11 protein-coding genes are annotated in these 12,942 nt (G+C 72.7%); 8 read left to right on the top strand and 3 right to left on the bottom strand.

Going from position 1 to position 12,942, the window contains the following annotated elements:
- The first annotated feature begins 33 nt into the window (after nt 1-33).
- Genes ABH926_RS19665 through ABH926_RS19635 form a run of 7 tightly spaced genes read left to right on the top strand, consistent with a single transcriptional unit; the run spans nt 34 to nt 8,697 of the window.
- Nucleotides 34-930, top strand: coding sequence for a carbon-nitrogen hydrolase family protein (locus tag ABH926_RS19665; RefSeq protein WP_370367132.1), 897 nt, complete (start codon nt 34-36; stop codon nt 928-930).
- Nucleotides 927-3,011: a hydantoinase/oxoprolinase family protein gene (locus ABH926_RS19660; protein ID WP_370367131.1), complete on the top strand. Its 2,085-nt coding sequence runs from the start codon at nt 927-929 to the stop codon at nt 3,009-3,011. Before ABH926_RS19665 ends, ABH926_RS19660 begins: the two co-directional genes overlap by 4 nt.
- Nucleotides 3,005-4,846, top strand: a complete 1,842-nt coding sequence (locus ABH926_RS19655) for a hydantoinase B/oxoprolinase family protein (RefSeq protein WP_370367130.1) — start codon at nt 3,005-3,007, stop codon at nt 4,844-4,846. Before ABH926_RS19660 ends, ABH926_RS19655 begins: the two co-directional genes overlap by 7 nt.
- Before the next feature lie 4 nt (nt 4,847-4,850).
- Nucleotides 4,851-5,840, top strand: a complete 990-nt coding sequence (locus tag ABH926_RS19650) for a carbamate kinase (RefSeq protein ID WP_370367129.1) — start codon at nt 4,851-4,853, stop codon at nt 5,838-5,840.
- 3 nt (nt 5,841-5,843) lie between these two features.
- On the top strand, nt 5,844-6,950 hold the full coding sequence (locus ABH926_RS19645) for a ring-opening amidohydrolase (protein WP_370367128.1): 1,107 nt from the start codon (nt 5,844-5,846) through the stop codon (nt 6,948-6,950).
- A gap of 2 nt (nt 6,951-6,952) precedes the next feature.
- Nucleotides 6,953-8,071: an XdhC family protein gene (locus tag ABH926_RS19640; protein WP_370367127.1), complete on the top strand. Its 1,119-nt coding sequence runs from the start codon at nt 6,953-6,955 to the stop codon at nt 8,069-8,071.
- Complete coding sequence (locus ABH926_RS19635) at nt 8,068-8,697, top strand: NTP transferase domain-containing protein (protein ID WP_370367126.1); 630 nt, start codon at nt 8,068-8,070, stop codon at nt 8,695-8,697. Before ABH926_RS19640 ends, ABH926_RS19635 begins: the two co-directional genes overlap by 4 nt.
- Here ABH926_RS19635 and ABH926_RS19630 read toward each other — a convergent pair.
- The 3 genes from ABH926_RS19630 to ABH926_RS19620 all read right to left on the bottom strand — a co-directional run bounded on the left by ABH926_RS19630 (nt 8,687) and on the right by ABH926_RS19620 (nt 11,717).
- On the bottom strand, nt 8,687-9,334 hold the full coding sequence (locus tag ABH926_RS19630) for a DUF1707 domain-containing protein (RefSeq protein ID WP_370367125.1): 648 nt from the start codon (nt 9,332-9,334) through the stop codon (nt 8,687-8,689). The two genes, ABH926_RS19635 and ABH926_RS19630, sit on opposite strands and share 11 nt — an antisense overlap.
- Nucleotides 9,335-9,392: 58 nt before the next feature.
- On the bottom strand, nt 9,393-10,592 hold the full coding sequence (locus ABH926_RS19625) for an alpha/beta hydrolase family protein (RefSeq protein ID WP_370367124.1): 1,200 nt from the start codon (nt 10,590-10,592) through the stop codon (nt 9,393-9,395).
- 198 nt (nt 10,593-10,790) lie between these two features.
- A complete protein-coding gene (locus ABH926_RS19620; protein WP_370367123.1) occupies nt 10,791-11,717 on the bottom strand; it encodes an ADP-ribosylglycohydrolase family protein in 927 nt (308 codons plus the stop codon).
- Between the two features lie 35 nt (nt 11,718-11,752).
- Between ABH926_RS19620 and ABH926_RS19615 the strand changes: the two genes are divergently transcribed.
- Nucleotides 11,753-12,937, top strand: coding sequence for a M48 family metallopeptidase (locus ABH926_RS19615; RefSeq protein WP_370367122.1), 1,185 nt, complete (start codon nt 11,753-11,755; stop codon nt 12,935-12,937).
- Nucleotides 12,938-12,942: the final 5 nt, after the last annotated feature.

Below are 12,942 nucleotides of genomic sequence, written 5' to 3'. Positions count from 1 at the left end.
TGTGTCGCACCAGCTGAACCACCGAGGTATCACATGCGCTCCCTGACCGCTGCCGCCCTCCAACTCGCGCCCCATCCCGGCCCCCTGACCGCCAACAGCGTCGCGGAGAACCTCAACCGGGCCGTCGAGCTCATCGAGCGCTGCGTCGGCGCGACCGGCGCCGACCTGCTCGTCCTGCCGGAGGCCGTCACCACGGGCTTCACTCCCGGGATCCCGGTGGAGGATCTCTGGGACCTGATGAGCCCGGTCCCCGGCCCCACCACCGAACCGGTGCAGCAGGCCGCGCGCCGCCTCGGCGTCCACGTCGTGCACTGCACCTACGAACGTGGCGAGGAACGCGGCGTCGTCTACAACTCGGCGGTGCTCATCGATCCCGCCGGCGAGGTCCTCGGCGTCTACCGCAAGACGCACCTCTTTCCCGGCGAGCGGGAGTGGGTCACGCCCGGGGACTCCGTCACCGTCGTCGACACCGAGCTGGGCCGGATCGGGCTGTCCGTGTGCTTCGACGGCGACTTCCCCGAGCTGTTCCGGATCCAGGCGGTGCGCGGCGCCGAGATCATCTGCCGGCCCTCGGCGCTGCTGCGCTCCGCCGATATCTGGGAGCTGACAACCAGGGCCCGCGCCTACGACAACCACGTCTACCTCATCGGCGCCAACGCCACCGGCACCGACCCGGCCGGCGTCCACTACTTCGGCAACTCGCTCATCGTCACGCCGACCGCCGAGGTCGTGGCCCGCGCCGCGTCGCACGAGGGCTGGGCCGCCGCCCGCCTCGACCCCGCCGACGCCATGCGGACCCTGACTCCCGGCTCCGACCGGGCGCAGACCTTCGACCACCTCGCCGAGCGCAACCTGAGCCTGCTCGACAAGCACCAGAAGGACCTGATCCGCCAGGCGCGGACGCCGTTCCGGCTCGGGGGCGGCTCGTGATCCGGATCGGCATCGACACCGGCGGGACGTTCACCGACGTCGTGGCGATCGAGGAGGACGGCGGCCGGGCGGTCGCCGGCAAGGTGCCCTCGACGCCCGACGACCCTTCGCGCGGGTTCATCGCCGCCGTCCGCAAAGCCCTGACACTGCTGGACGCCGCCCCGCAGGACATCGCCGTGGTCAGCCACGGCACCACCGTGGCCACCAACCAGCTCCTGCAGGGCAAGGTCGAAAGCCTCGCGTTCGTCACCACCGCGGGGTTCGAGCACATGTTGGAGATCGCGCGCCAGTCCGTCCCCGACGGCTATGGCAACAGCTACTTCTGGGTCAAGCCGCCGCGCATCGTCCCGGCCGACCTGGTCCGCGGCGTCGGCGGACGGCTGGACGCCGACGGCCGGGAAGTGCGGGCCTTCAGCACCGCGGACGCCAAGGAGGCCGCGCGCTTCCTGAAGGCGGCGGGCGTCCGCTCCATCGGCGTCTCCTTCCTGCACTCCTACGCCAACGCAGAACACGAACAAGCCATGCGCGAGGTCCTCGAAGCGGAGTTCCCCGAGGCGGCCGTGTCGATATCCTCCGACGTCCTGCCCGAGTACCGCGAGTACGAGCGCTCGATGACCACGCTCGTCGACGCCGCGGTGAAGCCGACCGTCGCCGGCTACGTCGGCCGGATCCGGGAACGACTGGACGCCTTGACGGGCGACGGCGGCCGCGTCCCCTTCTACGTCATGAAGTCGAACGGCGGCGTGCTGTCGGCCGAGGAGGTGGTCCGCCAGCCGGTCACGACCGTGCTGTCCGGCCCGGCCGCCGGGGCCCTGGGCGCCGCGCTCATCTGCGCGCACGCCGGCTTCGAGCGCATCCTGACCCTGGACGGCGGCGGCACCTCGACCGACGTCGCCGTGGTCCTGCACGGCGAGCCGGCCGTCACCACCGAGGGCGGCGTCGGCGGCTACCCGTCGAAGATCCCGATGATCGACGTCGTCACGGTCGGGGCCGGCGGCGGCTCGGTCGCCTGGCTGGCGCCGGAGGGCACGCTGAAGGTCGGCCCCCGCTCGGCCGGCGCCGACCCCGGCCCGGTCTGCTACGGCCGCGGCGGCACCGAGGTCACGGTCACCGACGCGCACCTGGTCCTGGGCCGCATCCCCGACGGCCTGCTGGGCGGCGAGGTGCCGCTGGACCGGGACGCCGCGCGCGCCGGCCTGGCCGGGCTCGGCGGCGCGCTCGGCCTGGGCCCGGAGGCGGTCGCGGCCGGGATCCTGGAGATCTCGGCGTGGAGCCAGGCCAACGCCCTGCGGCAGGTGACGGTGAAGCGCGGGCTGGACGTCCGCGACTTCCAGCTGACCGCGTTCGGCGGCTCCGGCGCATTGTTGGCTTGTCGTCTTGTCGACATCCTCGGCGTGCGGGGCGTCCTGGTGCCGCCGGACCCCGGCAACGTCTCGGCGTTCGGGCTGCTCACCGTGGACGTGCGCAACGACTACGTGCAGACCTACGTCCGGCGCCACGACCGCGTCGACGCCGAGCGGGTGTCCGAGATCTTCGGAGACCTGGAAAGGGCCGCGTCCGAAGCGCTGCACACCGAAGGGTTCTCCGCCGCGGAGCAGGTGTTCAAACGCAGCGCCGACCTGCGCTACTTCGGCCAGGCCTACGAAGTGCGCGTGCCGGTGCCCGACGGCGAGTTCGCCGCCGACAGCGTCGTCGACGCCTTCCACACCGCCCATGAGGTCATGTACGGATATTCCTTCCGGGACGACGCCCGTCAAGGAGTGGAGTGGGTGAACCTGCGGATCACCGGCATCGGCCCGATCCGGCGGCCGCGGATCGCCGCGGTGGCGGTCCGCGAGGCCGGACAGCGGGCCGAACCCGCGGGCACCCGACCGGTTTGGTTCGACGAGACCCCTGTGGAGGCCGCCATCTATCACCGCAGCACCCTGATGCACGGCGACCGGATCCACGGCCCGGCGATCGTCGAGGAGTACGGCTCGACGGTGCCGGTGCATCCCGGATTCGTCTGCGCCGTGGACCGCTGGGGCAACCTGCTCCTCACCCCGGCCGCCGGCCCGGACCGGGAGGACCCGCCGTGCTGAACCCGGTGCTGCTGGAGATCGTCGAGGGCACCCTGGCCTCCGTCGAGCGCGAGGTCGAGACCGCCATCGCCCGCACCTCGCGCTCCCCGATGATCCGCGACGCCCACGACTTCCGCGTCGGCATCCACGACGCCCGCCTGCGCAAGCTCACCGGCCGGTCCTACTCGGCGCTGGTGCATCCGGTGGTCCGGGACTACCCGACGGACACGATGCGGCCCGGCGACGTCTTCTTCCACAACGACGTCTACCTCTCCGAAGGCGGCATCGGCCACCTGCCGGACTTGTGCGTCACCGTCCCGGTCTTCCACGACGGCGCGGTGGCCGCCTTCGTCCAGGCCTTCGGACACCACGACGACATCGGCGGCGCCTGCCCGGGATCGATGCCCTCCGGCGCGCGCAGCGTCTTCGAGGAAGGCCTGATGGTGCCGCCGATCCGGCTGTGGGACGCCGGGGTGCCGAACGAGGCCGCGCTGAAGATCATGACGCGGAACTCGCGGATGCCGGACTCGCTGGCCGCCGACCTGGACGCGGAGTGCTCGGCGTGCCTGATGGGCGCGCGCCGGCTCGGCGAGGTGTTCGCGCGCTACGGACGGCGGGCCGTCGAGGAGTGCTTCGACGCGATCATCGACCTGACCACCGAGACCTTCCGCCGCGAGGTGCTGGCCAAGATCCCCGACGGCGAATACGCCTGGGAGGACTACGCCGAGCACGACGGCGTCGACCCGCCGAAGCTGCACCGGCAGCGGATCACCGTGACGAAGGTGCCGGAGGACGGCGGCCGGCTGATCATCGACTTCGACGGCACCGGGCCGCAGGCCAAGGGGCCGATCAACCACTGCGGCGACTACGCGGACGGCAACTTCCTGAAGAAGTGGCTGGCGCCGGTGCTGCGCAACCTCGCCGACAGCCCGGAGCGGATGGCCGAGCTCGACGTGAACGAGGGCGTGGTGCCGCTGATCGAGATGCGCTTCCCGCCGCCGGGAACGCTGCTGACCCCGGTGTTCCCCGCGCCGACGAACGCCCGCACCTTCGTGATCCTGCGGCTGCTCGGCGTGCTCTCCGGCGCGCTGGCCAAGGCCGTGGACGGCCGCATGCCCGCCGACCAGGAGACCATCCGCTACACCGGCGTCTACGGCACCGACGCCGACGGGCTGCCGTACCTGATGCGCGAAGTGCTCGGCGGCGGCTCCGGCGGGCGCTACTACGCCGACGGCGAGGACACCATCCACGTCGTGCCGGACTCGCGGAACATCCCGGTGGAGTTCGCCGAGGCGCGCTGGCCGTTCCGGGTGGAGAAGCTGGGACTGGCGGTGGACTCCGGCGGTCCGGGCCGCTACCGGGGCGGACTCGGCTACGAGAAGCAGATCAGGATGCTGCGGGACGCGGAGTTCATGAGCATCGCCGACCGCTCGATCCTGGCGTGCTGGGGCGTGAAGGGCGGCCGGGCCGGGCGGCCGTTCGAGGTGGTGATCGATCCCGGCGGGCCCGCCGAACGCGTGGTGGACGCGCTGGCGGATGCCGAGCCGGTGAAGGCCGGGGAGGTCATCCGGATCCGGACCACCGGCGGCGGCGGCTGGGGCGACCCGCTGGAGCGGCCGACCGAGGACATCATCAGGGACCTGAAATGGGGCAAGGTCTCGATCGAGGGCGCGCGGCAGGACTACGGGCTGGTCGTGACTCTGGGCGGCGACGGCTACGAGATCGACGAGGCCGCGAGCGAGGCGATGCGCGAGGAGATCTTCATGCTGCGCGGGCCGGTCGCCTTCTTCGACCGCGGACCCGGCTTCGCGCGCCTGGCCCGCGGCGCGACGTCGGCCTGGTGCGATTGGCTGTGACGGCATGCGGACTCTGATCGCGCTGGGCGGCAACGCCATGACCGCCCCGGACGGCCGTGCCCGCCCCGAGGACCAGATCGCGGCGGTCGGCACGGCGATGGCGGCGGTAGCGGACCTGATCGCGGCCGGCGTCGAGGTGGTGCTGACGCACGGCAACGGCCCGCAGGTCGGCAACCTGCTGGTGAAGAACGAACTGGCCGCGCACGTGGTCCCGCCGGTGCCGCTGGACTGGTGCGGCGCGCAGACCCAGGGGACGCTCGGCTTCGTGATCGTCAGCGCGCTGGAACAGGCGCTGGCGGCCCGGGGCATCGCGAAACCGGTCGCGGCGGTCGTGACCCGCACCCTGGTCGACGCCGGCGACCGCGGCTTCACCCACCCGACCAAGCCGATCGGCCGCTACCTGCCGAAGGAGCAGGCCCTCGCGATGGCGGCGCACGGCCAGACCTGGGAGGACCGCGGTGCGCGCGGCTGGCGCCGGATCGTGGCCTCGCCGGAACCGGTCGACATCCTGGACGCGCCCGCCGCGAAGGCTCTGCTCGACGCCGGGTACGTGGTCGTGGCGTGCGGGGGCGGCGGGATTCCGATGGTGCGCGAGCCTGCTTCCGGGACGCCGGCCGGGGCGGCCGGGTCAGCCGCACCGACCGCGCCGCCCCCGTTCGGCCTCCGCGGCGTCGAAGCCGTCATCGACAAGGACCTCTCAGCCGTCCTGCTGGCCCGCGCCGTGGCCGCCGAGCAGCTCGTCATCGCCACCGATGTCGACCACATGTTCCTCCGCTTCGGCGCGCCCGATGCCAGGGCCCTGAGCCGCATCGGCGCCGCGGAGCTGCGTGCGCATCTGGCGGCCGGGGAGTTCGGGGGCGGGAGCATGGCGCCGAAGGCGGAGGCGGCGTGCCGGTTCGTGGAGGGCGGCGGCCGGCGGGCTGTGGTCGCCGCGTTGGGATGCATTCGTGAAGCCGTTCTTGGGAAAGCCGGAACCGTAGTGGAAAAGGAGTGAGGAGTGCCTGAGGCGATCGAGGTCCGGAAGGTGCCGTTGCGACACGTCAGCGACGCGTCGGGGTTGGCCGAGCTGATCACCGCCGGGGTAGTGGAGGCCGACCGGGTGGTGGCGGTCGTCGGCAAGACCGAGGGCAACGGCGGTGTCAACGACTACACGCGCATCATCGCCGACCGCGCGTTCCGCGAGACGCTGATGCGGCTCGGGACGCGCAGTCAGGAGGAGGTCGCGCAGGTGCCGATCGTGTGGTCCGGCGGTACCGACGGGGTGCTGTCGCCGCACGCGACCATCTTCGCGACCACCGAGGCCGAGCCCTGCGACGAGCCGCGGCTGACCGTCGGGTTCGCGATGAGCGAGCCGCTGCTGCCCGAGGAGATCGGCCGCTCGGCGATGATCACGAAGGTCGCCGACGCGGTCCACGAGGCGATGAAGCGCGCCGGGATCGAGGACCCCGCGGACGTGCACTACGTGCAGACCAAGACCCCGCTGCTGACGATCCAGACCATCCGCGAGGCCAAGGAGCGCGGCGCGTCGGTGTGGACCGAGCAGACCCACGAGTCGATGGACCTGTCCAACGGCTGCACCGCTCTGGGGATCGCGGTCGCGCTCGGCGAGGTCGAGATGCCCTCGGACGAGGCGGTGCTGCATGACAGGGCCCTGTATTCCTCCGTCGCCTCCTGCTCCTCGGGTGTGGAGCTGGACCGCGCGCAGGTCGTCGTGGTCGGCAACGCCTCCGGGGTCGGCGGGCGCTACCGCATCGGGCACTCGGTGATGACCGACGCCCTGGACGCCGACGGCATCTGGGACGCGATCCGCTCAGCCGGGCTGGAGCTGCCGGAGCGGCCGCGCTCGGCGGACCTGGACGGCCGGCTGGTGAACGTCTTCCTCAAATGCGAGGCGAGCACCGACGGCATGGTCCGGGGTCGCCGCAACGCCATGCTCGACGACTCCGACGTGCACTGGCACCGGCAGATCAAGGCCTGCGTCGGCGGCGTCGCGGCCTCGGTGACCGGCGACCCGGCGGTCTTCGTCTCGGTCTCGGCCGCGCATCAGGGCCCTGACGGCGGCGGACCGGTCGCGGCGATCGTGGACGTGGGCCCGGGAGTCTGACCGTGCGCGACCTGCTGCCCGCTCTGCTCGCCTGGCGCGCCGCCGGGGAGCCGTTCGTGCTGGCCACGGTGGTCGCCGCCGAGGGCGGCGGCCCGCGCGAGATCGGCGCGGCGATGGCGGTGCGGATGGCCGGCGGCGTGCCGGACGAGGTGATCGGCAGCGTGTCGGGGGGCTGCGTCGAGGCCGCGGTGATCGAGACCGCGGCCGAGGTCCTGGAGCAGGACCGGCCCCGGCTGGTCACCTACGGCCTGGCCGACGCCGACGCGGTCGGCCTGATCTGCGGCGGCACCCTGGCGGTGTTCGTCGAGCCGGGGGCCGCCGCGGCCGCGCGCCTGGACCGGGTCCGCGACGCGGTCGAGCACGGCTCCGGCGCGGCGGTGGTGACCGTGGTCGCCGGCCCGCCGGAGCTGATCGGGCTGCACCACGGCGACGTGCTGCGGGCGAACGGCTACGCGGCCCTGGCCGACGCCGTCGCCCGCGACGCCGACGCCCTGGTCGACATGGGGGAGTCGGCGGTGCGCGGGTACGGACTGGACGGCTGTCCGGAACCCGCGTCGGGGGCCGGGACATGGGACGCGCCCGAAGGCGTGACAGTGTTCTTCAACGTGGTGGCGAAGCAGCCCCGCCTGATCATTCTCGGCGCGCTGGACTACGCGGCCTCGCTGGCCACCGTCGGGCGTTTCCTCGGCTACCGGGTCACGGTCTGCGACGCGCGGCCGGTGTTCGCCACGGCCGAGCGCTTCCCCGACGCGCACGAGGTGGTGGTCGCCTGGCCGCACCAGTACCTGGCGGCCACGTCGATCGACCCGCGGACCGCCATCTGCGTCCTGACACACGATCCGAAATTCGACGTCCCCGCGCTGGAAGTGGCGTTGCGATCGGCCGCGGTCTACGTTGGCGCGATGGGTTCGCGGCGCACGTGTGAGGACAGGGAGCAGCGGCTGCGGCAGGCGGGCGTCGCAGACCACGAAATCGCCCGGCTCTCGGCCCCGATCGGGCTGGATCTCGGGGCCTCGACGCCCGCGGAGACCGCGGTGTCGATCGCCGCGGAACTGATCGCGGCACGGCGCCGGGGCAGCGGGGAACCCCTGAGGCGGACGAGCGGGAGGATTCATCGATGAGTACAGATCCACCGGTGAACACCCATCCTCATTCCCGCAGGCAGCTGCCCGGCCGGTACGGACCGTCCGCCGTCGTCGGCGTGGTCCTGGCCGCCGGCGCCGCGACCCGCTTCGGCGGCGGCAAAGCCGTCGCGCGCTTCCAGGGCGAGCGCCTGGTGGACCGGGCCGTGGCGACCCTCACCGCCGGCGGTTGCGATCGCGTGCTGGTGGTGGTCGGCGCGCTGGACGTCGGCGCCGTGCACCACGCGATCCTCGTCCTCAACTCGGACTGGGACACCGGCATGGGCAGTTCGCTGCGCGCCGGGCTGTCCGCGGCGCGCGATGCCGGGGCCGTCGTGGTGACGCTCGTGGACCAGCCGCTCATCGGCGCCGAGGCCGTGCGGCGTGTCATCGAGGCCTGGCGCGGCGGCGCACCGATCGCCGTCGCGACGTATGAAGGCCGCCGCGCACACCCGGTCCTGTTCGGACGCGAAGCCGTCACCGCCGTGCTCCCCACGCTGACCGGCGACGCCGGGGCGCGCGCGTTCCTCGCCGAACGCGACGACGTCGTCGCCGTGGACTGCACCGGAACCGGCCGTCCCGACGACGTCGACACCGTCGAGGCGCTGCGGCGCCTCAGCCCCTAGGCGGCAGCTGGCGCCGCTGCCGCTCCCAGCGCGCCCGCCGCGACTGCAGCACCGGCGCCGAGATGCCGAACAGCGCCGCGCCCGCGGGCCCGGCGACCCACAGCGGCCACGGATACGGGAACGACGCCGTGGTGACGCCGACCAGCACCCACACCACCACGTTGATGGCGACCGCGGCGAACAGGATCGTCCACAGCACCTTCAGCCCGCCCGGCAGATCGACGTACGCGCCCCGGATGCCCGGGTGCGGGGTCGGCGGCGGGGCGGGCGTGGGCACGACGTACACGGGCTGCGGGGCCGGCGGCGAGTAGGCCGGGGGCGGCGGCGGGGGCGGCGGCGGGGGCGGCGGAGCCGGCGCGAAGGACGGAGCCGCCGTGCCGAACGTGCCGACCGTGCCGATCGTGCCGACCGGGGCGGGCCGGCCGCCCTCGGGCAGGTCGTCGTGCAGCAGCTCCAGATCGCCGATGGTGACGGCCTCGTACGCCTTCTCCATGCGCTCGACGTACTCGTCCATCCTCAGCCGGCCGTCGTCCAGCGCCTGCTTCAGCACCTCGACGACGGCCTGCCGCTCGGAGTCCGAGACGCGCATGCGCTGCCGCTTGTCACCGCTCGCGCGGTTCTCGAGGTCGTCAACCATGCAAATCCCCCAACCGAACCGGCCCCCGTGAGGCCCCGCAACCCTTCTGCGAAAGAGACTACTGCTGGAAGAGCACGTCGGGGTTGCCCGGCGTGGGGCCGTCGAGCAGCGGCTGGTGGATCCCCTTCAGTGACTGGTCGAAGAACGCGGTGACGTACTCCCGCGTGATCACGGTGCCGCGCAGCGGATCGATACTGGTCGGCGGGGTGATTCCGGCTTCCTGGGCGAGCACTGGGATGTCGGTGAACGTGGCGTGGTTGGAGCCCACGACGTCCAGCCACCGCTTGTAGCCGCCGAGGTTCGCGTAGGTCTGGATCCATGTCGGATCGTCGGTCCCGTGGCTCATCATCAGATACGGGCGCTTGATCTGGCCGGCCCCCGGCACCGGGAAGAAGGTGCCGTCCAGGTTCACCCCGGCGAGCACCCGGGGATCGGCGATCATCGTGTCCACGGTGGCCGCGCCGCCGATCGAGTGCCCGGCCATGCCGATGCTGTGCTTGTCGATCAGGTCGCTCAGGCGCCACGCGCAGCCGCCGCGGTGGGTCAGCTGGTCGATGACGAAGGAGACGTCCTTCTGGCGGCTGGCGGTGATGGTGTCCGGGCTCGGCGCGGTCGGGCTGCTGCCGTCGCAGATCGCGCAGGACGGCGTCTGGCCGTTCGCGAGCGTCTCACCGCTGTCCTCGTAGGTGTGGCCGACGAGCGCCACGACGTACCCGTGGCCGGCCAGCTCGGTGGCCAGCGAGGTGAGCGTCGTGCGCGGATTCTCGAAGCCGGGGGAGAGCACCACGAGCGGGTACTTGCCGTGCACGGCCCGCGCGCCGGTGTAGGCGTGCGTGGTGACGTCGGACAGCTCCTGCGCGGTGATGCCGGTGTTCGGCGGCACCCGGTACTGGATGAAGCCGGCGGCCTCGGCGAGCGTCATGTAAGGGGCCTGCGTCCCGGTCCCGGCCACCGCCGGATAGAACATGGACACGGTGAGCTGGCGCGGACCGGCCGAGGGCACCCACGGGTCGGGCCGGCTGAAGTCGGTGAGGTGGATGACGTCCTCGCCCGCGGCGAAGCGCCCGGTCGGGGCGGGCAGCGCGCCCTGGAACGCGGCGGCGGCCGGCTTGGCGGCGGTGCCCGCCGCGCCGGCGACGGCCGCGTGCGCGGCGGCGGGCAGCGGGGTGGCGGTGGCGGCCACCGCGGCGCCGGTCGTGGCGATGGTCGCGGCCAGAGCCAGGACCGCGGTGATGCTGATTCGACGATGAAGTGCCATGTCCTCGACGCTATGGCGGCGGCGGTGGCCGGCGAATCAGCCCACGGATGAAGATATTCGAACCCTGTCATCCTTGGGGCGGAGCGGCTCTCATCCGCCGGGCGGACACCTCACGGTGCAGCCTATGCTGACGTCATGGCCGTGCTCGTGGGCACGATCGCCATCGTGGTCGGCCTCATCCACCTCTGACCCGGGTCGCTACTCCACCCACTCCGGCAGTTCCTCCGCGAGCTCCAGCCACCGCGCCGACACCCCGCGCAGCCCGGTGCGCGCCGCGACGATCCCGCCGGTGATGGCGCAGGTGGTGTCGACGTCGCCGAAGCCCGCGGCGGTGGTCCACAGCGCGTCGGTCAGGTCGTCGAGGTGGTGCGCCGCGGTCCAGACGGCGAAGGGCACCGTGTCGCTCGCGCGGATCCGCTTGCCGCTGCCGAGGATGGCGGCGGCTTCGGGCACCGAGGTCTCCGGCGCGAGGTCGGCGGCCCGGAGCAGGCCGTCGCGGATCACGCCGGCCGGCGTCAGGTCCGCGGTCGCCGCCAGGAAGGCGTGCGGGTCTGGGACCTCGTCAGTGTCCGAAGGTCCCGCGGCCAGCGCCGCTGCTGCCGCGACCGCCACCCCGCCGGCGATCCCCTCGGGGTGGGCATGGGTGACCTCGGCGGACAGCACCGCCTGTGCGACGGCCTGCTCCGGATCGTGCCGGAACCACGCCCCCAGCGGGGCCGCGCGCATCGCCGCCCCGTTTCCCAGGCTTCCCTCGCCGCCGAAAAGGGTCCGCGCGTACGTGGCCCAGTTCCCCGGGTCTTCGCGAAGCTTCGGCAGCAGCTGGTGCATGCCGCTCCCGAAGTTCCGGTAGGGATCCTCTGCGTAGATATCCGCGAACGACTCCGCGAGGTCCTGCTGATCGATCGTCCCCTGTTCCGTCAGCACGCGGACCAGCGCGAGCGCCATGGCCGTGTCGTCCGTCCACTGCCACGGCTTGTCCTCGGGCGTCGTCCGGTGCTGGACCATCTCGATCGCCTTCTGTCGCCGGTGGAAGAACCAGCGCTCCCCGAAGCTGTCGCCGAGTGCCAATCCGCGCAGGCTGGCGAAGGCGGCGGAGCGATCCCCTGTGTCGTGGACGTCGGACATGCGCTCAAGGTACTTGTGCGGAGGAGACTGGACACGTGGATATCGCCGCCGACGACCTCAACCCCGAGCACGACTTCACCCCCGAGCAGATCGGGCGCGCCCGCGCCTACAAGCACGACGTCCGCCCCCTGCGCCTGGCCTCGACCCTCCTCGGCCTGGCCGTCCCGCTGCTCCTCGGCCTGACGCCGGCCGGCGCGGGCCTGGTCGAGGCGGCCGGCGACCTCGGCGGCGGCGGGTGGGTGGCCACGGCGCTGCTCGGCAGCGTCGCGCTGTCGCTGCTCGGGCTGGTCATCCGCATCCCGCTGAGTATGTGGGGCGAGACCGTCAGCCGCCGCTGGGGCCTGTCCAAGCGCGGCTGGGGCCTGTTCGCCGCCGACACCGCCAAGGGGTTCGTCATCGGCGCGGTCCTCACCGCGGCTGCGGTCATCGCGTTCTACGCGCTCCTGCGCAATGGCGGCGGTGCCTGGTGGGTCTGGGCGGCGCTGGCCGCCGCGGTGCTCGCGGTGCTCGGCTCCTTCATCATGCCGGTGCTGATCGAGCCGTTGTTCAACAAGTTCAAGCCGCTGCCCGAGGGCCCGCTACGCGATCGGCTGATGGCGCTCGTCGAGCAGTCCGGCGTGCCGGTCAGGGACATCCTGGTCAGCGACAGCTCCAAGCGCACCACGGCCGCCAACGCCTACGTCTCCGGCTTCGGCAAGACCCGCCGTCTGGTCGTCTGGGACACCACCACCGACAGCCTGGACACCGACGAGGTCGCCGCGATCGCCGCCCACGAACTCGGCCACGCCGCCCGGCGCGACGTGCTGGTCGGCACCGTCTTCGCGGCGGTCGGGGCGGCGCTGGGCGTCGTGGTCCTGGCCGCGGCGCTGCACTGGTCGCCGCTGCTGGACGCCGCCGGGGTGGCGCACGCCGCCGACCCGCGCTCGCAGGCCCTGGTCCGGGCCGTGCTGGTGGTGATCGGGCTGGTCGGCGAGCCGTGGGGACTGGCCTACAGCCGCTACATCGAGGCCCGAGCCGACGGCTACGCCCTGGACCTGTTCCGCGATCCCGACACCATCGTGCGCATGGAACGTGCCCTGGTCGTCCAGAACATCGCCGACCTGGAACCCCGCCGCTGGGAGGTCCTCCTGCGCTACACCCACCCGCCGATCCCCGACCGCATCGCCCACGCACGGCGCTGGGCTGCGGAAACAGGGGTGCCTATTCCTAAGTCCCTCTAAGCGGG

The organism is Catenulispora sp. GP43 (genome assembly GCF_041260665.1).
Taxonomy (GTDB): Bacteria; Actinomycetota; Actinomycetes; order Streptomycetales; family Catenulisporaceae; genus Catenulispora.
This window is presented reverse-complemented; position numbering and strand designations above follow the sequence as displayed.

Coding starts and splice junctions, on each gene's coding strand:
- ABH926_RS19665 (WP_370367132.1), top strand. CDS start 34: ATGCGCTCCCTGACCGCTGCCGCCCTCCAACTCGCGCCCCATCCCGGC.
- ABH926_RS19650 (WP_370367129.1), top strand. CDS start 4,851: ATGCGGACTCTGATCGCGCTGGGCGGCAACGCCATGACCGCCCCGGAC.
- ABH926_RS19635 (WP_370367126.1), top strand. CDS start 8,068: ATGAGTACAGATCCACCGGTGAACACCCATCCTCATTCCCGCAGGCAG.
- ABH926_RS19630 (WP_370367125.1), bottom strand. CDS start 9,334: ATGGTTGACGACCTCGAGAACCGCGCGAGCGGTGACAAGCGGCAGCGC.
- ABH926_RS19625 (WP_370367124.1), bottom strand. CDS start 10,592: ATGGCACTTCATCGTCGAATCAGCATCACCGCGGTCCTGGCTCTGGCC.
- ABH926_RS19620 (WP_370367123.1), bottom strand. CDS start 11,717: ATGTCCGACGTCCACGACACAGGGGATCGCTCCGCCGCCTTCGCCAGC.